Raw genomic sequence first — 18,386 nt, 5'->3', positions numbered from 1 at the left:
TGTCGATTGTCTGCGTGCACTCCTGTGCGCAGTTCGTGCATCCCCTCCCGAACACAGCCCGCAAGGGTCGGGTCGGTCATGTGCAGACAAGAGACCTTGGGTGGCGTCGTCTGACGCCACGGTATTGAAGGAGAAACCACTATGGCTGCTGTGTGCCAGGTGACCGGTGCCGTTCCCGGCTTCGGTCACAACATCTCGCACTCGCACCGCCGGACGAAGCGCCGCTTCGACCCGAACGTGCAGAAGAAGACCTACTTCGTTCCGTCGCTCGGTCGCAAGATCACGCTGAACGTGTCGGCTAAGGGCATCAAGGTCATCGACGCCCGCGGCATCGAGTCGGTCGTCAAGGACCTGATCGCGAAGGGTGTGAAGCTCTAATGGCCAAGAAGGCTCAGGACATCCGTCCGATCATCAAGCTGCGTTCGACGGCGGGCACGGGGTACACCTACGTGACCAAGAAGAACCGCCGCAACACCCCCGACCGCCTCGTGCTCAAGAAGTACGACCCGGTGGTCCGCAAGCACGTCGACTTCCGCGAGGAGCGTTAATCATGGCCAAGAAGAGCAAGATCGCTCGCAACGAGCAGCGCAAGGAGATCGTCGCCCGCTACGCCGAGAAGCGTGCGACCCTCAAGAAGCAGCTCATCGACCCGAACGCGACCGACGAGGAGCGCGAGGCCGCTCGTCTCGGTCTGCAGAAGCTCCCGCGCAACGCGTCGCCGGTGCGCGTCCGCTCGCGCGACGTCATCGACGGCCGCCCGCGCGGTGTCCTGACGAAGTTCGGCATCTCGCGTGTCCGCTTCCGCGACATGGCGCACCGTGGCGAGCTGCCCGGCGTGACCAAGTCGAGCTGGTAAGACCCGCCGCGTCCCGGTGAACGGGATGTGAAGCACGAGGGGCGAGGATCTCAGGATCCTCGCCCTTCGTCGTTCATAGGATCGGATCATGCCGCTCGATCCGTTCTTCGCCGACCGTCTTCAGCGGCAGCGCAAGTACATGATCGCGCAGGCCTGGGACGGCGTGAAGAAGCGGCTCGGCTGGCCCTGGTTCATGCGCCCGGCGGAGGAGCAGGCCGTGCGCACGGCGCCGCCGGCGGAGAAGGGGCGCGCGCGGGCCGCCGCCCGCGTGGAGGTGCGCGAGGACGTGCGCGCCTCCCGCCCGCACCCCAGCACGCGCCGGGCCGAGCATCGCCGCATCGCGCTCTCGTGGGACCGGGCGGAGCTGCGCAAGGTCGGAACGCCGCCGCCGCGCGTGCACACGATCGATCGGATCGTGCCGGTCCCGGGCGCCCCGGACGTGCGCCTGCGCATCTACTACCCGACCGAGGGCGGACGTCCCGACGGGCCCGTGCCCGCGTGCGTCACCTTCTTCGGCGGCGCGTTCCGGATCGGCGGCATCGACTACCCGACGACGGATGCGGCCAACCGGCATCGCGCGGCCGACGCCGGCGTCGCGATGATCGCGGTCGGGTATGCGCTCGCGCCCGAGTACAAGTACCCCGTGCCGGTGCTGCAGGGGCACGCCGCGCTGGAGTGGGTGTTCGAGCACGCCGCGGACCTCGGCATCGACGCCGAGCGGATCGGCCTGGCCGGCACGTCGGCGGGCGGGAACATCGCCGCGGCCGTCGCGCTCGCCAACCGCGATCGGGGGCGCCTCCCCGTGCGGCTGCAGCTGCTCGAGGTGCCGGTCGTCGACCTGACCGGGCGGCACATCGACCTGCGGGCGACGCGGGGCATCGGCATCCCGAGCTTCGTGATGCGTCGCGAGCTGCGGTCGGTGGCGCGCACCTACCTGCGCCACCAGAGCGACGCGTACGAGCCCTACGCGTCCCCGCTGCGCGCGGAGTCGCACGCGGACCTGCCGCCCGCGGTGATCCTCACGGCGCAGTACGACCCGCTGCGCGGCGACGGCGAGGCCTACGCGGCCGCGCTGCGCGTGGCCGGGGTGGACGCGAGCGCCGTGCAGTACCTCGGCGTGACCCACGACACCGCGATCTTCACGGGCGTGCTGTCGGCCGCGCGCCGCTGGCACGCGGACGTGGTGTCGGCGCTGCGCACGCTGCACGACTGACGGGCGCCTGAGTCTGCGCGAGACCGCAGATCGCCGCCCAGACCGCCGTCGGCGACGCCGGTCTCGACGCGGATGTGAGGTCTCGCGGCTGCGACCGGCCGCGAGCCGCGGAATCACGCGGATCGCGGCCGAGATCGTTCACTTCTGTCACATCCGTCACATTCGGGGGCGACACGCCGTCCGAATCGCCCGAAGAACCGCGGGAATCCGCGGAATTCCGGGCCGCGTTGGTACTGTCGAGCCGCGGTCGAACGACCGCCCGGCGGCATCCGTCGCCGGTCCATTGATCACAATGCGGCGTCCTGGTGGCGCCGCTGGAGGATGACATGGCCGACAAGTCCATCACCAAGACCGAGCTCGTCGCGAGCATCGCCAGCGCCACCGGTCAGAGCCAGGCCGCCGTCTCGGGCGTTCTCGACGCCCTGTTCACCACGGTTTCCGAGGCCGTCGCCAAGGGCGCGAAGGTCTCGATCCCCGGCTGGATCGCCTTCGAGCAGGTCGAGACCGCCGCGCGCACGGGCCGCAACCCGCAGACCGGCGAGGAGATCAAGATCCCGGCCGGCAAGCGCGTCAAGGTGACCGCCGGTTCGAAGCTGAAGGCCGCCGGCAAGTAAGCAGCCGCATCGAGAAGGGGATGCCTCCCGCTACGGAGGCATCCCCTTCTCGTGTCTCTGGGCGCCCGGCGCGCGGCCGGGCGCGAACGGATCACAGCGGGTCGACGTCGGTGCGTCGCTCGGTCACCTGCTGCGAGGTCCCTGCGTCACCCACGGTGCGGGTGCGCTCCACGGCGGAGCGGCGGCGGGTCAGCAGCACGATGCCGACGATGAAGACGACCACCCCTGCCCCCATCAGCAGGTAGCCGATGAAGTCGTCGTTGACGGCCGGGATGTCGAGCTCCAGGCCGAACGCGAGGATGGCGCCGATGACGAACAGCACTACTCCGGTTCCGATACTCATGCCCGTCACGTTACGGGCGCCGCTATTCCCGGTGAATGGGGTTGACAAGCGCTGTCGGAGCCGGATCGCTCCCAGCCGACGCCACGCTCGGACGACCTAGGCTGGACGGGTGAATCCGCGCGCGCTGCGGGCCGCAGGGCCCGTCATCCTGCTCGTCGCGGCCGTGCTCACGGCCCTCGCGGCGCTCGCGTACGGCGGTGCCGCCGAGCCGCTCGCCACGGGAGATCCCGGTCCGTTCGTGCGCTGGGGGCTGCCGCTCGCGAAGCTGCTCGTGAACCTGTCGGCCGCCGTCATGGTCGGTGCTCTCGTGCTCGCGCTGTACGCCCTGCGTGCGGGGGAGCGGGAGTTCGACGGCGCGCTGGACGTCGCCTCGATCGGCGCGGCCGTGTTCACGGTCGCCTCGGGCACCGTCGGGTTCCTCACGTTCCTCGAGTCCTTCAATCCGAAGCTGTCGGCCGGACCCGAGTTCGGCTCGCAGCTGGGCGCGTTCCTCACCGAGGTCGAGCTCGGTCGCACCTGGCTGATCACGACGATCGCGGCGGCCGTCGTCACCGTCCTGGCCTTCGCCATCCGGTCGTGGACCGCGGCCCTGCTCACCACCCTCCTCGCGATCGCGTCGCTCGTCCCGATGGCGACGCAGGGGCATTCGGGCGACCTCGCCAGCCACGATGCGACCGTGATGGCGCTCAGCCTGCACGTGATCGCCGCCGGGGTGTGGCTCGGCGGTCTCGTGACGCTGGCCGCCCTGCGCCCGGTTCTGCCCGCCGGCCGCATCGGCGCGGTCCTGGCGCGATACTCGACCCTCGCCCTGGTCGCCTTCGTGGTCGTCGCACTGTCGGGCTTCGCGCGCACGCTCTCGTCGATCGGCGCGTGGGATCAGCTCGCGACCCCCTACGGGGCGATCGTGTGCCTCAAGGTGGCCGCGCTGGTCTTCATGGGCGTGCTCGCCTCCTGGTACCGCGGCCGCCTGATCGGCCGGACCGGCGGCGAGCCCGCGCGCGTGTTCTGGACCCTCATCGCGGTCGAGCTCGCGTTCATGGGCGTCGCGTCGGGCGCGGCCGCCGCGCTGGCGCGCACCTCGCCGCCCCTCACCGAGACGCCGTACAGCTCGACGCCCGCCGAGATCCTCACCGACGAGCCGCTGCCGCCGGCGCTCACGGTCGAGCGCTGGTTCACCGCGTGGGACGTCGACCTGCTGTGGGCGTTCGCGGCCGGTTTCGGGATCTTCTTCTACGTCGCCGGAGTGATCCGGCTGCGTCGCCGCGGCGACCGCTGGCCCGTGTACCGCACGGTGCTGTGGGTGCTGGGCATGCTGATGCTGTTCTGGGTCACATCGGGCCCGGTCAACGCGTACCAGGACTACCTGTTCAGCATGCACATGCTGGGGCACATGCTGCTGACCATGGCGATCCCGCTCATGCTGGTCCCGGGCGCGCCGATCACGCTGGCCCTGCGCGCGGTCGAGAAGCGCGACGACGGCACGCGCGGCGGCCGCGAGTGGATCATGTGGGCCGTGCACAGCCCGTTCGCCCGGGTCGTGACGCATCCGCTCGTCGCGGCGGGCATCTTCATCGGGTCGCTGTGGATCTTCTACTACACCGACCTGTTCCGCTGGACGCTCTACGACCACCTCGGCCACGAGTGGATGGTCGCCCACTTCCTGATCTCCGGGTTCCTGTTCGTGATGACGCTGACCGGGATCGATCCGCTGCCGTACCGGATGCCGTATGCGGGCCGCCTGGTGACGCTGATCGTGGTGATGGCCATGCACGCGTTCTTCGGCGTCGCGATGATGATGCAGACCGGCCTGATGGTGCCGGAGTGGTTCGGGGCGATGGGCCGCACGTGGGGCCCGACGCCGCTCGAGGACCAGTACATCGGCGGCGGGGTCGCCTGGTCGATCGGCGAGATCCCGACCCTCATCACGGCGATCATCGTGGCGATCCAGTGGAGCCGCAGCGACGAGCGCCAGCAGCGCCGGGCCGACCGTCACGCCGATCGCACGGACGACGCGGAGCTCGACGCCTACAACGCGCGCCTGGCCCGCATCGCGGAGCGGGACGCCGCCGCCGGGCGCTGACCTACCTCAGGGCGGGGCTGCCGACGAGGATCGAGGCGGTGCCGTCGGGCAGGATCTCGACCGTGCCGTCGATGACGAAGGGCACGTCCTCGCTCAGGTGGTAGACGGCGCCGGTCGAGATCGCCTGCACGTCGACCTCGATGTGCGCGGTGCCGGTCGCGGGCGAGATGGCCCAGTGGGCGCCGTCGGGCACGATCTCGACGCCGGGCGTCGCGAGGATCGACCACGCGAGCGTCTCGGGGAACACCCGGTCGTCGATCTGGATGCCGAACGGGCATCCGGTGGGCTGCAGCACCTTCTGCGTGGCGCACTCCGCGAGGAACGAGCCCACCTGCTGCTGCACGACGTCCGCGAACGCCTCGGTGGGCTGGGCCTGGATGTCGAGCGGCACCTTGCGCAGCGCGGCGTCCGCGAGCACGTGCACGGGCTCGGCCTCGGCCGTCGGGGTGTCGACCTCCACCGTGTAGAGACCGGGGGAGAACACCAGCAGCGAGACCGGGGCGAGCGGATCGGCGTCCACGCCGTCCGGCGAGACCTGCCGCTTGTCCATCTCGAAGTCGTTCACCTCGAACTGCATCGAGCCGCGCACGCCGACCTCCAGCATTCCGAGCGGGCTCGTCTCGAAGCTCCAGCGCGGGACGATCCCCTCGGTGCCCGACCGGCCCACGGTGAAGACGGTCTGCCCGCGGGTGCCGTCGATCGCGTAGGCGGCCGTCACCTCGTAGCCGCCCGCCACCGGGCGCTCCTGCGTGATCTCGACGTCGCGCAGGTCGAACGTCAGCGCGGCGCTGCGCAGGAGCGCCTCGCTCGCCGAGACCGGAAGGCCGGCCGCCTCGAGGTCGGCGCTGTCGATCGCGACGCCCGGCACCGTGAGGGCGTCGGCGGCGCGTCCCTCCGCGATCAGCTCGAGGTAGCGCTCCACGAACGCGCTCGGTCCCCAGTACTGGCGGTACAGGGCCGAGAACCCCGCCCAGATCGCCGCGGCCAGCAGCGCGAAGATCACGCCGAGCAGGATCAGGTCGCGCGTGAGCTGCTGGCGCGGTGTGCGCCGCGGGGGCGCCGCGGATCCGGCCCCGTCCTGCGGGATCGCCGCGGGCGCCGCGCTCGCCGTGGCCTGATCCATTGCGCCAGTCTACGAAAGGGCGGCCCGGCTCACCCTGAGCGCCGTCGGCGCGGCCGCGGTCCGCCCCTCGGCGTACGTCGAGGGCGGGAGCGAGACTGCGTCAGCACGAAGTTCGGCGCCCGTCACGCCGATGTCGTCAGCGCGATGGCCAGCGGGGCCGCGCTGTGGGAGTCGATCATGCACTACCCGCAGTGCAACGGCACGTCCGACGACCTGTCGATGACGAGCGAGGACCGCGCCGGCGTGGTCGCCCTCTACGGCAGCTGATCCAGGGCGGATCGGATCACCCGGCGCCGGTCGTGCGCGACCGGGGCCGGCGCCCGTCTCGGAGGGTGATGCGGCGTCCTCGAATGCCGGGATGGGAGGATGGATCCCATGCCCGCACTGTCCTCCGAGCAGGAGGAGCTCTTCCGCCTCATCGCGGACACGCGCGAGCACGTGTTCGTCACGGGACGGGCCGGCACGGGCAAGTCGACCCTGCTGAACCACCTCGCGTGGAACACCCGCAAGCAGATCGCGGTGTGCGCGCCGACGGGGGTCGCGGCCCTGAACGTCGAGGGCCAGACGATCCACTCGCTGTTCAAACTGCCGATCGGCCTGATCGCCGACAGCGACATCGAGCAGAACGACAACACCCGCAAGCTCCTCAACGCGATCGACACGCTCGTGATCGACGAGATCTCGATGGTGAACGCCGACCTCATGGACGCGATCGACCGGTCGCTCCGCCAGGCGCGCGGCCGTCGCGGCGAGCCGTTCGGCGGCGTGCAGGTCGTGATGTTCGGCGACCCGTACCAGCTGGCGCCCGTGCCGCCGCGCGGCGACGAGGCCCGCTACATCGCGGACCACTACCGTTCGTTCTGGTTCTTCGACGCGCACGTGTGGGCGGGCCGGGAGCCCGAGGGCGACGGCCTGATCGAGCTCGGACGGCACGGTGCGCACCTGCACATCCGCGAGCTGACGCAGATCCACCGTCAGGCCGACGACGGATTCAAGGCGATGCTCAACGCGGTCCGGTACGGGCGCGTCACGAAGGAGATCGCGGACGTCCTGAACGCGACCGGCGCGCGCACGCCCCCGGACGATCCGGAGCATCCGATCATCACGCTCGCGACGCGCAACGACCGCGTCAACGCGATCAACGCCAAGCACCTCGCGCAGCTGCCGGGGCGGGAGCAGACGGCCAAGGCCGAGGTGAACGGCGACTTCGGCCGCGGCGACGTGTACCCGGCCGACGAGGAGCTCAAGCTCAAGGTCGGCGCGCAGGTGATGTTCCTGCGCAACGACACCGGCTCGCCGGGCGAGCCGCCGCGCTGGGTGAACGGCACGATCGGCACCGTCACCCGGATCGTGGGCGAGACCGTGCGCGTCGAGGTCGACGACGAGGAGTTCGACGTCGAGCCGGCGGTGTGGGAGAAGTACCGCTACGCGTACGACCCGATCGGGCGCAAGCTCAGCCGCGAGGTCGTGGCCGAGTTCACGCAGTTCCCCCTGCGCCTGGCGTGGGCCGTCACCATCCACAAGTCGCAGGGAAAGACCTACGACCGCGCGATCGTGGATCTCGGCGCCGGCGCCTTCGCGCCCGGCCAGACGTACGTCGCGCTCAGCCGCCTCACGTCGCTCGACGGGCTGTACCTGTCCCGGCCGCTGCGGCCCAGCGACATCCGGGTCGACCAGGACGTGCGCCGCTTCATGAAGGACGTGTGGGAGCAGCGCCAGGCGGCCGCGCGCGAGCAGGCCGGCGCCGCCGCGAGGACCTGACCCGCGTCCCCCGGAGGGAGGACATCCCGCCGCGCGGGTTCGCGGCGGTCACCGCCTAGACTCGGGAGAAGTCCGGATAACGGGGGTTTCATGCGGATCACGAGTCGGTGGCGTCGCGCGATGGCGGCGCTCGCGGGGGCGGCGGCGATCGCCGTGGCGATCAGCGGCTGCACGGGCGGCGATCCGCGCGACGCGACCACGCCCGACCTGGTGACCGGCGAGCTCCCGGGCGACACCGTCGAGCAGCTGCAGGGCGCGGTCGAGCACGCCATGGCGGCGACCGGATCCTCGGGCGCCATCGTCGGCGTGTGGGTGCCGTGGGCGGGCGCGTGGGTCACGGGCCTGGGCTCGACCGCCCACGAGGGCGGATCCGACGTGACCACCGACATGGCGTTCCGGATCGCGTCCATGACGCGTCCGATGACCTGCGACGTCCTCTACGGGATGGTCGAGGACGGGCTGGTCGAGCTCGACGACCCCGTGTCCGAGTACGTCCCCAGCACGCCGGACCTCGACGACGTCACCCTCAAGCAGCTGTGCGACAACACCTCGGGCCTGGCCCGCTCGGGCGACACGCTGCTCGACAACTACCTGCGCACGCCGGAGCGGGAATGGAACGCCCGCGAGGTCGCGGCCGCGGGCCTCGGCAAGGACCGCACGGAGGCGGGCGTGGCGTTCACCGACTCCGACACGGGCTACCTGCTGCTCGGCGTGGCGCTGCAGAACGCCGCGAGCGAGACGCCGGCCGCGCTCGTGCGCGAGTACGTCACGGGGCCGCTCGGCCTCGAGAGCACGCGACTGCCCGGGCCGCGCGCCGAGGCGCCCGGCGAGCCGGCGCTGCCCGGCTACTTCTCCGATCGAGAGGACCGGGACGCCGGCTGCGTGGCGCCCCGCGAGTACACCGAGATGTCCGCGAGCTTCGGCTACACCGACTCGGGCGCCGTGTCGACGATCGACGAGCTGGGCGCGTACACGGCCTCACTGGCCGCGCGTGCGAAGGACGGCGACTCCCTCGCGCCCCGCTGGGCCGACGCGAAGCCCGTCAGCACGAAGTCCGACTCCTGGTACCAGTACGCCGGCGGCACGTTCATCGCCGGGTCGATGATCGGGCAGCAGGGCGCCGTGCCCGGCTACATGACCAGCGCCTACGCCGACACCGACAACGGCCTGACGGTCGCCGTCGTGCTGAACAACTCCGCCGCCCCCGAGTCGCTCGTGGGCTACCTCGCCAAGGAGCTCGCCGCCATCGTGTCGAAGGTGCCCGCGCGCGAGGGCGAGACGGCGCCCGAGTTCGGGCTGCCCTGGACCGCCGAGGACTACCACCAGCGCATCGCCGACCGCGCCGTGTGCCCGATCGAGTGAGCGGCCGCGGCCCGGGCTCGGGCCCTGCCGTCGGCCTGGTCGCGCTGGGCCTCGCGTGCCAGGAGGTCGGCGCCGCGATCGCCGTCCTGCTGTTCCCGCACACCGGCCCGCTCGGCATGGTGATGCTGCGGCTCGTCTTCTCCGCGGTCATCCTGATGGCCATCGCGCGGCCCGCGCTGCGCGGCCGCACGCGCGAGGCGTGGTGGTCGGTCGCCCGGCTCGGCATCGCGCTCGCCGTCATGAACGGGTTCTTCTACGTGGCGCTGGAGCGGCTCGCGCTGGGGGTCACGGTCACGATCGAGGTGCTCGGACCGCTCGCGCTGTCGATCCTGGTCGGGCGCACGCGATCCCGCTGGCTGTGGGCCGCGATCGCGCTCCTCGGCGTGCTCGCGCTGGGCGGCGGGGGATGGGGCCGGCTCGATCCCGTGGGCGTCGGGTGCGCGCTGGGCGCGGCCGCCAGCTGGGCCTTCTACATCCGCGGGCAGGCGCGCGTGGGCCGGGACTTCCCGAGGCTGGAAGGGCTCGCGCTCGCGATGTCGATCGGGGCACTGATCTCGCTGCCGTCCGGCATCCTCACTGCGGGGCCGGTGCTGCTGCGCCCCGAGCTCCTCGCGATGGGCCTGGCCGTGGCCGTGCTGTCGTCGACCATCCCGTATGCCTTCGAGCTGATCGCGCTGCGGCGCCTCACGGAGGCCGCGTTCGGCATCCTGATGAGCCTGGCGCCGGCCACGGCCGCGCTCGCCGGGTTCCTCCTGCTCGGCCAGCATCTGACCTGGCTGGAGGTCGCCGGCGTCGCGCTGGTCATGATCGCGAGCGCGGGCGCGGTGTGGACCTCGCGTCACCGCCCCGGCCACGAGCCCGTCGCCGAGCCGACGGCCTGATCGGGGTCACGCGCGCGGAAGCGCGTTCGCCCACAGGATCGCGACCAGCAGCACCAGCGACATGGCCGCCATGATCGCCATCAGCCCGGCCATGACGAGGTTGCGCTGCCGGTCGTCCCTGACGCTGAGCGCGGTGACGACCAGGGCGACCGCGGCGGCAGTCACGAACGCGATCCCGATCCACGCGAGCGCGATGTTGATCGGCATGGACACGGCGAACGCGAAGATCGCCGCGACGGCGAGCAGCAGCCCCGGCACCAGCCAGATCCACCGCTTCGGCGTGTGCAGCGCCGGCTGATTGCGCACGAGGTTCGGATCGCCGTGTCTCGAGGGTCCCACGCTGTTCACGGTCGCCTCCTTCATCCGGGCTTCCCACGGTAGGCGGGCGCGAGGACGCGGGGGATGGGCTTGACACGGCGGCGCGGACGCCGCGCGCTCAGACGCGGAAGACGCGCCGGATGACGGCGTCGAACGCCCGATCCGGGAGCACCCGGCGCAGCAGCACGGCCGGGGCCGCGCCGAAGCCGACCAGGTAACGGGTCCGGGGGCGGCGCGCCGTCGCGGCGCGCACGATCGTCCGTGCGATGACGGCGGGATCCGAGGTCCGCGCGCCCGGCCCGGAGGTCTCCTCGAGCGTCGTGGCCACGCGGTCCGCGACCCGGGCGTAGGCGCCGCCGGCCGACGTCCGCCGCAGGGTGTCGGCGTCGGCGCGGGCCTGTCGCGCACAATGTACCTTCCGGTACATTGGCTGCCATGCGCACCTCCATCGCCTCCGTCTGCCTCTCGGGCGGCCTCGTCGACAAACTCCATGCATGCGCCGCCGCGGGATTCGACGGCGTCGAGATCATGGACGCCGATCTGGTGGCCGCGTACGAGTCGCCGGAGGAGGTCCGCGCACTGTGCCGCCGCCTGGGGCTCTCGATCGATCTGTTCCAGCCCTTCCGCGACTTCGAGGGCGTCGACGACGAGACCTTCCGCGACAACCTCCGCCGTGCCGAGGCCAAGTTCGAGGTCATGGCGCGCCTCGGGGCCGACCTGATCCTCGTCTGCAGCAATGTCGCCACGGCGACCATCGACGACGACGCGGTTGCGGCGCGCCAGCTCGCGGCGCTGGCCGACGCGGCGGCGCCGCACGGCATCCGGATCGCGTACGAGGCCCTCGCGTGGGGCCGGTTCGTCGACGACTACCGGCACGCCTGGCGGATCGTGGAGCTCGCCGATCGCCCCAACCTCGGCACGTGCCTCGACAGCTTCCACATCCTCTCGCGCGGGCACGATCCGGCCGGCATCGAGGACATCCCGGGCGAGAAGATCTTCTTCCTGCAGCTCGCCGATGCCCCCGCGCTCGACATGGACGTGCTGTCGTGGAGCCGTCACCACCGGCTGTTCCCCGGCGAGGGCTCGTTCGACCTGCCCGCCTTCCTCACCCACGTGATGCGCGCGGGCTACGCCGGCCCGGTGTCGCTCGAGGTGTTCAACGACACGTTCCGGCAGACGGACGTCCGACGCACGGCTGAGCACGCGCGGCGATCGCTTCGCTGGCTCGCCGACCGCACGGCAGCGCGCAACGGCTCCACCGACGGTTCCGTCGGTCCGGCGCATCCGGCTCAGGGCATCGACTTCGTGGAGATCGCCGGCGCGGACCTGCAGGAGCTCGACGAGCTGCTCGACCAGTTGGGCTTCGCGTTCCGGGGGCGGCATCGCAGCAAGCCGGTGCGCCTGTGGTCGGCGGGGGAGGCCCGCATCGTCCTCAATGAGCAGGTCCGCGAGGCGTCGCCGTGGCTGGCGGCGTTCGGGCTCGAGGTCGACGACGCGCCGGCTGCCTTGCGGCGAGCCGATGCGCTCGGGGCCCCGAAGGTGTTCCGCCGCACCTACGCGGGGGAGCGCGAGCTGCGCGCCGTCGCGGCGCCGGACGGGACGCAGGTCTTCTGGAACGACGAGCCGGCGGAGCGCTCGTGGGTCGGCGAGTTCCGCGGCGGGGAGTCCGGCGGCGAGCTCGAGGCGTCCATCGACCACATCAACGTGGCGTACGCGTGGCAGGACTTCGACGAGGCCGTGCTGTTCATGTCGAGCGTGGTGTCGCTCGAGACCGAGTCGTCGGCCGAGGTCCCGGGGCCCTTCGGGCTCGTCCGGAGCCAGGTGATGCGGACCCCGGACGGCGTCGTCCGGCTCCCCATCAACCTCGCGCCGCCCACCGCCCCGCTGCCCACGCGTCACGTGGCCATCCGGGTCGACGACGTGGTCGAGGTCGCGCGGGCCGCCCGTGAGCGCGGGCTGACCCTGCTGTCGATCCCCGCGAACTACTACGACGATCTCGCCGCGCGCTTCGACCTCGACGACGCCTTCCTGGCGACGCTGCGGTCGCTCGACCTGCTCTACGACCGATCGGGGGAGGGTGAGTTCATCCACTTCTACACGCGCTCGTTCGGCGGCGTCTTCCTCGAGGTCGTCGAGCGGCGCGCCGGATACGAGGGGTACGGAGCCGCGAGTGCACCCGTCCGGCTCGCCGCCCAGCGTCACGCGGGCGTGGACCGGTGACTTCCGCGAGTCCGCGCCAGGCGGTCTTGCGGAACTAATGTAATACCTAGTACGTTACCGGCGAGGCGGGACCCCAGACCGCCTCGCACGCCACGACGAAGGAGTCCTGTGAGCGAGACGCACCGACCGCGGAGCGCGCCTGCCGGATGGCAGCGCTTCGCGCGGATCATCACCCGGATCGAGATCGGAATCGGCGCGGTCGCGCTGATCGCCATCCTCACGATGGTGTTCCTGCAGGCGCTGCAGCGGTACCTGCCCGGCGATGGCATCGCCTGGACGGGGGAGCTCGCGCGCTTCTCGCTGATCTGGGTGACGTTCGCCGCCGCCGGCGTGCTGGTCACCACCAACGGGCACATCGCGCTGGAGCTCATCGACTCGGCGCCGAACCGCGACGTCGTCCGCTGGGTCCAGGTGTTCGCGCTCCTGGTCGTCGCCGCGACCGGCGCCGGCCTCGCTGTGGAGGCGTTCGCCCTGATCGATTCGCAGGGCATCATCAAGTCGCCCGTGCTGCGCGTGCCGATGTCGATCGTCTACATCCCCGTGCTGATCGGCGTGCTGAGCACGACGATCCGGGCCCTCGTCACGGCGTTCCTCGTCGCGAAGAACGGGCCGATGCTGCCGGACTACGACGCCGACGAGCTGCCGGAGGTGGCGGCATGATGCTCGCGCTCCTCGGCATCGCGATCGCGGTGCTCCTCGTCCTGCGGGTGCCGGTGGCGTTCGCGTTCCTCGGCCCCTCGCTCGCCTACATGGCGATCAACGGCCACTCGTCCGGCAGCGCGCTGCGCGAGGTCGCCAACGCCGCCGACAGCTTCCCTCTGCTGGCCGTCCCCCTGTTCATCCTGCTCGGCAGCCTGGCGAACCACGCCGGGATCGCGGACCGTCTCTTCCGGTTCGCGATGGCCGCCTTCGCATCGGTGCGGGGCAACCTCGGCTACGTCAGCGTGGGCGTCAGCCTCGGCTTCTCGTGGATGAGCGGATCGGCCGTCGCCGATGCGGCCGCGCTCGGCAAGGTCGAGATCCCCGCGATGCTGCGCAACGGCTACAGCCGCCGGTTCGCCACCGGAGTCGTCGCGTCGTCGTCGCTGATCGCCCCCGTGATGCCGCCGAGCATCCCCGCCGTGATCTTCTCGGGTCTCGCGGCCGTCTCGACCGGTGCGCTCTTCGCGGCCTCCGTCGTGCCCGCGCTGGCCATGACGCTGGGCCTATGCGTGGTCGTGTTCGTCCTGGTCCGCCGCCAGCCGAACATCCTGCGCGGGCGGTTCGACCGCGCGGAGTTCGTCGCCTCCCTGCGGGGCGTCGCCCTGCCGCTGCTCGCCCCCGTGATCATCCTGGGCGGGATCCTGGGTGGCGTCTTCACGCCGACCGAGGCCGCCGCGGTCGGCGCCGCATACATGCTGCTGCTGGGCCTCGGGCAGCGCACCCTCTCGATGACCGGGCTCGTCGCCGCGATCAAGGAGACGGTGCTCACCACGGCGGGCATCATGCTGATCGTCGCGAGCGCGTCGCTCCTCGGCTACATCCTCGCCCGTGAGCGCCTCCCGCAGATGCTCACCGAGGCGATGTTCTCGATCAGCGACGACCCGACCGTGTTCCTGCTGATGGTCGTCTTGCTCTCGCTGATCCTCGGCACCGTGATCGACGCGACCGCCATCCTGGTGCTCGTGGTGCCGATCCTCATGCCGATCGCGCTGCGGTACGGCGTCGACCCGATCTCGCTCGGCGTGCTGCTGATCGTCTCGCTCATGATCGGCCTGCTCACGCCCCCGGTCGGCACGGTCCTGTTCGTCACCTCCGCGGTGTCGAAGACGCGAATCGGCGAGGTGTTCCGCGGGTGCCTGCCGTTCATGATCCCGTCGATCGTGATCGTCCTGTTCGTCGCGTTCTTCCCCGACGCGGTGCTCACCCTGCCGAAGGTTCTGGGGCTGTGATGGATGACGCGGCCGCGAGCGCTCCGGACATGCCGCGCGCGATCCTGATCGGCCTCGTCGGCCAGGGAGTCGGGCCCTCGCTGTCGCCCGCCATGCATCAGCTCGAGGGCGCGCGTCACGGGATGCACTACGTGTACCGGACGATCGACATCACGCCCGATGAGGCCACCGAGGACCACCTTGCGGACCTGCTGTGGGCGGCGCGGCGGCTCGGCTTCGACGGCCTGAACATCACCCACCCCGTGAAGCAGACGATCGTCCCGCTGCTGGACGAACTCGCCCCGAGCGCCGACATGGTCGGCGCCGTCAACACGGTCGTGTTCCGCGACGGCCGGATGACCGGCCACAACACCGACGTGACCGGGTTCGGAGCGGCGTTCGACGAGGCGTTCGGCACCGAGCCGCAGGGGCGGGTCATCCTGGTCGGCGCGGGGGGAGCCGGTGCCGCGGTCGCCACCGCGCTCGCTGCGCGCCGCATCGCCGAGCTGGTGGTCGTCGACGTCGACGGCGACCGCGCGGCCGCGCTCGCCGACGTGGTCGCGTCCGACGCCTGGAGCGAGGTCACGTCCGCGACGCCCGCCGAGCTGCCAGGCCTGCTGCGCGAGGCCGCGGGCGTCGTGAACGCCACCCCGTTCGGGATGGCCGCGCATCCCGGCACGGCCTTCGATCCCGCGCTGCTCGACGCGCGCACGTGGGTGGCTGACATCGTCTACCGGCCGGCCGAGACCGAGCTGCTGCTCGCCGCCCGCGCGCGCGGATGCCGCGTGATGTCGGGGCTCGGCATGGCGATGGGCCAGGCCGCCGACGCGTTCGAGATCTTCACGGGCGAGCCGGCGGACCGGCGGGCGATGCTCGCTGACCTCACAGACCTGGTCGCGGCGGAGGCCGCGGCCACACCCCCTGCACCAGAGGGGCCGCGTGGTGATGACGCCACATCAATGCCGCAGATGAGAGGAACGAACCGATGAACGCAAAACGAGTCCGGAGCGCAGGCTGGGTGCTCCTGGCCGCCGCCCCGGCGATGATGCTGGCCGGATGCGCCGGCGGAAGCGCGGGAGAGGGCGGCGGTGAGACGCCCGCCGGAGGGGGCGGCGAGGAGATCGAGCTGACGCTCGCGCACAGCTACAACGAGGACCAGCCGCAGCACCGGTGCGGCGCCCAGGTCATCGCCGACGAGGTGGCAGCCGCCGACGTCGGCCTGTCGGTCGAGATCTTCCCGGCGAGCCAGCTCGGCGGCGACGCAGACCGCATCGCCTCGGTCGCCTCCGGCGACATCGACCTCGACATCCAGGGCGCGTCGGCGCTCGGTGCGGTGTACGAGCCGATCAGCGTCCTCGATGCCGCGTACGTGTTCGAGGGCCCCGAGCACCTCGCCGCGTTCATGGCGAGCGAGGAGTCGCAGACCGTGATCGACGGCTTCGCCGCGGCCGCGGGCGTGCAGACCCTGGGCGCGTGGTCGGCCGGAGCGCGCCACTTCACCGCGAACGTCCCGATCACGGAGCCCGCTGACCTGGAGGGGCTGCGCATCCGCTTCCCCGGATCGCCGCAGTTCCTGATGAACGCGGAGGCCCTGGGCGCCTCGGCGACCGAGGTCGCCTACGAGGAGCTCTACCTCGCGCTGCAGCAGGGCACGGTGGACGGCCAGGAGAACCCGATCACCAACATCAAGGCGCAGAACCTCGCCGAGGTGCAGGACTACCTGAGCCTGAGCGCCCACCAGCTCAACACCAACCTCATCATCGCCGGGCCGGTGTGGAACGAGCTGTCCGCCGAGCAGCAGGATGCGCTCACCGCGGCGGTCGAGAGCGCGGTCGGCCAGGTGACGGACTGCGTCGCCGAGGACGAGGCGGCGACGCTCGAGGAGTGGAAGTCGGCCGGCGAGTGGGAGATCGTCGAGGACGTCGACGTGGACGCCTTCCGTGAGAAGGCGCTCGATCACCTCGCGGGCGCCTACACGGGCGACTCCCTCGCGGTCTTCGAGGCGATCCGCGCGACCGCCCCCTGATCCGGTGACCTCGACGATGGTGCGCCCGGACCCGGTGACGGCGGTCCCGACCGTCACCGGGCCGGTGCCGCCGGCGCAGCTGGGCCCCACCCTCATCCACGAGCACCTCTTCGTCGGGCATCCCGAGCTCGAGGTGAACCTCCCGCATCCCGAGTGGGACGAGGAGGCGTCCGTGGCGAAGGCGGTGGCCCAGCTGGAGCGGCTGCACGCGCTGGGCGTGCGCACCATCGTCGACCTCACGGTGCCCGGACTCGGCCGCGACATCTCGCGCGTGCGGCGCGTGGCGCGCGCGAGCCCGGTGCGCATCGTCGCCGCGACCGGCTACTACACGGCCGACGGCCTGCCGCACTTCTTCCGCACCCACCGCCCGGGCGGCCTCGTCGACGTGCCGGATCCGCTCGACGAGCTCTTCCTCCGCGATATCCGCGAGGGGATCGCGGGCACTGACGTGCGCGCGGGCATGATCAAGGTCTTCTCCGACGAGCCGGGCATCACGCCCGATGACGAGCGGGTGTTCGCGGCGGCGGCGCGCGCGCATCTCGCCACGGACGTGCCGATCACGACCCACTCGCATTCGCCCTCACGCGGCGGTCTGGCCCAGCAGGCGCTGCTGCGGCGACTCGGGGTCCCGCTGGAGCGGGTCGTCATCGGCCATGCCGGCGACTCGGATGACCTCGACTACATGATGGAGCTGGTGGACGCGGGCTCGTTCGTCGGCTTCGACCGGTTCGGCATGGAGCATATTGCGCCCGATGAGCAGCGCATCCGGACGCTCCTCGAGCTGCTCCGACGCGGCTACGCCGAGCGGGTCGTGCTGTCGCACGACGCCGCGGTGTTCAGCCGGATCACCCCGCCGTCGTGGAGGTCGCGCGCCACGCCCCACTGGCACATGGAGAACCTGCACACCCGCGTGCTGCCGCGCCTGCGCGCCGAGGGGGTGACCGAGGCCACGATCGAGACGCTGCTCGTGCACAACCCGCGTCGCGTCCTCGCGGGTGAGAGGATCGACGCAACCGAGTGGGGGATGGGGAAGTGACAGACGCCGTAGTGCGACAGCGCGACGCCGAGCGGACGCGCGCCGAGCTCCTGGACGTCGCGACCGAGGTGTTCGCCGAGCAGGGGTACTCGGGCGCGAGAGTGGACGAGATCGCCGATCGCACGCGCACCACGAAGCGGATGATCTACTACTACTTCGGCGGCAAGGAGCAGCTTTACCTGGCGGTGCTCGAGAACGCGTACCGGGGCATCCGGGAGGCCGAGCGGGTCATCCACGTCGGGGACCTCGCACCGACCGAGGCCCTCCGTCGTCTCGCCGAGCTGACGTACGACCACCACGTGCGCCACAGCGACTTCATCCGCCTCGTGATGATCGAGAACATCCATCGGGGTGCGTTCATCCGACAGATCGATGCGATCCGCGAGCTCGGGCAGCCGGCGGTCGGGCTCCTGGACGAGATCCTGCAGCGCGGTCGCGCGACGGGTGAGTTCCGCGACGACGTCGACGCATTCGACGTGCACATGCTGATCAGCTCGTACTGCGTCTTCCAGGTGGCGAACCAGTACACGTTCGGGTTCCTGTTCGACCGCGACCTCCACGCCCCGCCGCTCAGCGAGCATCTGCGCGCCATGATCGGCGACATCGTCGTGTCGTGGCTGCGGCCGCACGGGGGGTGACGACC

21 protein-coding genes are annotated in these 18,386 nt (G+C 71.4%); 17 read left to right on the top strand and 4 right to left on the bottom strand.

The genetic code is table 11. The features are described 5' to 3' along the window. Nucleotides 1-141 precede the first annotated feature (141 nt). The 5 genes from rpmB (at nt 142) to ACYVGN_RS06060 (ending at nt 2,683) form a co-directional block, all read left to right on the top strand. Nucleotides 142-378 (top strand): 50S ribosomal protein L28, encoded by a 237-nt coding sequence (gene rpmB / locus ACYVGN_RS06080; RefSeq protein ID WP_055987914.1) that lies wholly within the window; start codon nt 142-144, stop codon nt 376-378. After that, nucleotides 378-548, top strand: coding sequence for a 50S ribosomal protein L33 (gene rpmG / locus ACYVGN_RS06075; RefSeq protein ID WP_055987916.1), 171 nt, complete (start codon nt 378-380; stop codon nt 546-548). The genes rpmB and rpmG overlap by 1 nt, the downstream gene beginning before the upstream one ends. Nucleotides 549-550: 2 nt before the next feature. After that, a complete protein-coding gene (gene rpsN, locus ACYVGN_RS06070) occupies nt 551-856 on the top strand; it encodes a 30S ribosomal protein S14 (RefSeq protein WP_055987918.1) in 306 nt (101 codons plus the stop codon). An 88-nt stretch (nt 857-944) separates the two neighbouring features. Further along, nucleotides 945-2,069 (top strand): alpha/beta hydrolase, encoded by a 1,125-nt coding sequence (locus ACYVGN_RS06065; RefSeq protein WP_460789478.1) that lies wholly within the window; start codon nt 945-947, stop codon nt 2,067-2,069. Between the two features lie 326 nt (nt 2,070-2,395). Further along, complete coding sequence (locus tag ACYVGN_RS06060; protein ID WP_055987964.1) at nt 2,396-2,683, top strand: HU family DNA-binding protein; 288 nt, start codon at nt 2,396-2,398, stop codon at nt 2,681-2,683. A 91-nt stretch (nt 2,684-2,774) separates the two neighbouring features. Here ACYVGN_RS06060 and ACYVGN_RS06055 read toward each other — a convergent pair whose 3' ends face one another. Continuing rightward, nucleotides 2,775-3,026, bottom strand: a complete 252-nt coding sequence (locus tag ACYVGN_RS06055) for a DUF6458 family protein (RefSeq protein WP_055988226.1) — start codon at nt 3,024-3,026, stop codon at nt 2,775-2,777. A 109-nt stretch (nt 3,027-3,135) separates the two neighbouring features. On the opposite strand from ACYVGN_RS06055, the gene ACYVGN_RS06050 reads away from it, so the two are divergent. Then, on the top strand, nt 3,136-5,106 hold the full coding sequence (locus ACYVGN_RS06050) for a cytochrome c oxidase assembly protein (protein WP_460789476.1): 1,971 nt from the start codon (nt 3,136-3,138) through the stop codon (nt 5,104-5,106). Between the two features lies 1 nt (nt 5,107). On the opposite strand, the gene ACYVGN_RS06045 is transcribed toward ACYVGN_RS06050, so the two are convergent. Next, complete coding sequence (locus ACYVGN_RS06045) at nt 5,108-6,229, bottom strand: hypothetical protein (protein ID WP_460789474.1); 1,122 nt, start codon at nt 6,227-6,229, stop codon at nt 5,108-5,110. Between the two features lie 144 nt (nt 6,230-6,373). On the opposite strand from ACYVGN_RS06045, the gene ACYVGN_RS06040 reads away from it, so the two are divergent. From ACYVGN_RS06040 to ACYVGN_RS06025, 4 genes are all read left to right on the top strand, one after another. Further along, complete coding sequence (locus ACYVGN_RS06040; RefSeq protein WP_268993081.1) at nt 6,374-6,496, top strand: hypothetical protein; 123 nt, start codon at nt 6,374-6,376, stop codon at nt 6,494-6,496. Between the two features lie 108 nt (nt 6,497-6,604). After that, on the top strand, nt 6,605-7,990 hold the full coding sequence (locus ACYVGN_RS06035; protein ID WP_460789472.1) for an ATP-dependent DNA helicase: 1,386 nt from the start codon (nt 6,605-6,607) through the stop codon (nt 7,988-7,990). A 90-nt stretch (nt 7,991-8,080) separates the two neighbouring features. After that, nucleotides 8,081-9,352 (top strand): serine hydrolase domain-containing protein, encoded by a 1,272-nt coding sequence (locus ACYVGN_RS06030; protein ID WP_460789470.1) that lies wholly within the window; start codon nt 8,081-8,083, stop codon nt 9,350-9,352. Next, nucleotides 9,349-10,233 carry an EamA family transporter gene (locus ACYVGN_RS06025; RefSeq protein WP_460789468.1) on the top strand — a complete coding sequence of 295 codons (885 nt, stop codon included), beginning with the start codon at nt 9,349-9,351 and terminating at the stop codon, nt 10,231-10,233. Before ACYVGN_RS06030 ends, ACYVGN_RS06025 begins: the two co-directional genes overlap by 4 nt. A gap of 6 nt (nt 10,234-10,239) precedes the next feature. Here the strand turns inward: ACYVGN_RS06025 and ACYVGN_RS06020 are convergent, their stop codons facing one another. Both ACYVGN_RS06020 and ACYVGN_RS06015 read right to left on the bottom strand, forming a co-directional pair. Beyond that, a complete protein-coding gene (locus ACYVGN_RS06020; RefSeq protein ID WP_134745243.1) occupies nt 10,240-10,581 on the bottom strand; it encodes a hypothetical protein in 342 nt (113 codons plus the stop codon). A gap of 88 nt (nt 10,582-10,669) precedes the next feature. Beyond that, the gene (locus ACYVGN_RS06015; RefSeq protein ID WP_460789466.1) at nt 10,670-10,978 is read right to left on the bottom strand and encodes a hypothetical protein; all 309 of its coding nucleotides are present in this window, start codon (nt 10,976-10,978) and stop codon (nt 10,670-10,672) included. A gap of 8 nt (nt 10,979-10,986) precedes the next feature. Between ACYVGN_RS06015 and ACYVGN_RS06010 the strand changes: the two genes are divergently transcribed. The 7 genes from ACYVGN_RS06010 (at nt 10,987) to ACYVGN_RS05980 (ending at nt 18,381) form a co-directional block, all read left to right on the top strand. Then, entirely contained in the window at nt 10,987-12,771 is a 1,785-nt protein-coding gene (locus tag ACYVGN_RS06010) for a bifunctional sugar phosphate isomerase/epimerase/4-hydroxyphenylpyruvate dioxygenase family protein (protein ID WP_460789464.1), read from the top strand. 108 nt (nt 12,772-12,879) lie between these two features. Then, nucleotides 12,880-13,431, top strand: a complete 552-nt coding sequence (locus tag ACYVGN_RS06005) for a TRAP transporter small permease (RefSeq protein WP_460789462.1) — start codon at nt 12,880-12,882, stop codon at nt 13,429-13,431. Further along, nucleotides 13,428-14,702, top strand: a complete 1,275-nt coding sequence (locus tag ACYVGN_RS06000; protein WP_460789460.1) for a TRAP transporter large permease — start codon at nt 13,428-13,430, stop codon at nt 14,700-14,702. Before ACYVGN_RS06005 ends, ACYVGN_RS06000 begins: the two co-directional genes overlap by 4 nt. Then, the gene (locus tag ACYVGN_RS05995; protein WP_460789458.1) at nt 14,702-15,670 is read left to right on the top strand and encodes a shikimate dehydrogenase; all 969 of its coding nucleotides are present in this window, start codon (nt 14,702-14,704) and stop codon (nt 15,668-15,670) included. The genes ACYVGN_RS06000 and ACYVGN_RS05995 overlap by 1 nt, the downstream gene beginning before the upstream one ends. Next, nucleotides 15,667-16,707, top strand: a complete 1,041-nt coding sequence (locus tag ACYVGN_RS05990; RefSeq protein ID WP_460789457.1) for a DctP family TRAP transporter solute-binding subunit — start codon at nt 15,667-15,669, stop codon at nt 16,705-16,707. Before ACYVGN_RS05995 ends, ACYVGN_RS05990 begins: the two co-directional genes overlap by 4 nt. A gap of 4 nt (nt 16,708-16,711) precedes the next feature. Continuing rightward, nucleotides 16,712-17,743 carry a phosphotriesterase family protein gene (locus ACYVGN_RS05985; protein ID WP_460789455.1) on the top strand — a complete coding sequence of 344 codons (1,032 nt, stop codon included), beginning with the start codon at nt 16,712-16,714 and terminating at the stop codon, nt 17,741-17,743. Beyond that, a complete protein-coding gene (locus tag ACYVGN_RS05980; RefSeq protein ID WP_460789453.1) occupies nt 17,740-18,381 on the top strand; it encodes a TetR/AcrR family transcriptional regulator in 642 nt (213 codons plus the stop codon). The genes ACYVGN_RS05985 and ACYVGN_RS05980 overlap by 4 nt, the downstream gene beginning before the upstream one ends. The last annotated feature ends 5 nt before the right edge of the window (nt 18,382-18,386 follow it).

Source organism: Microbacterium lacusdiani (assembly GCF_054779895.1).
Note: the sequence above shows the minus strand (reverse complement) of the source record. Positions and strands in the feature narration are given on the sequence as shown.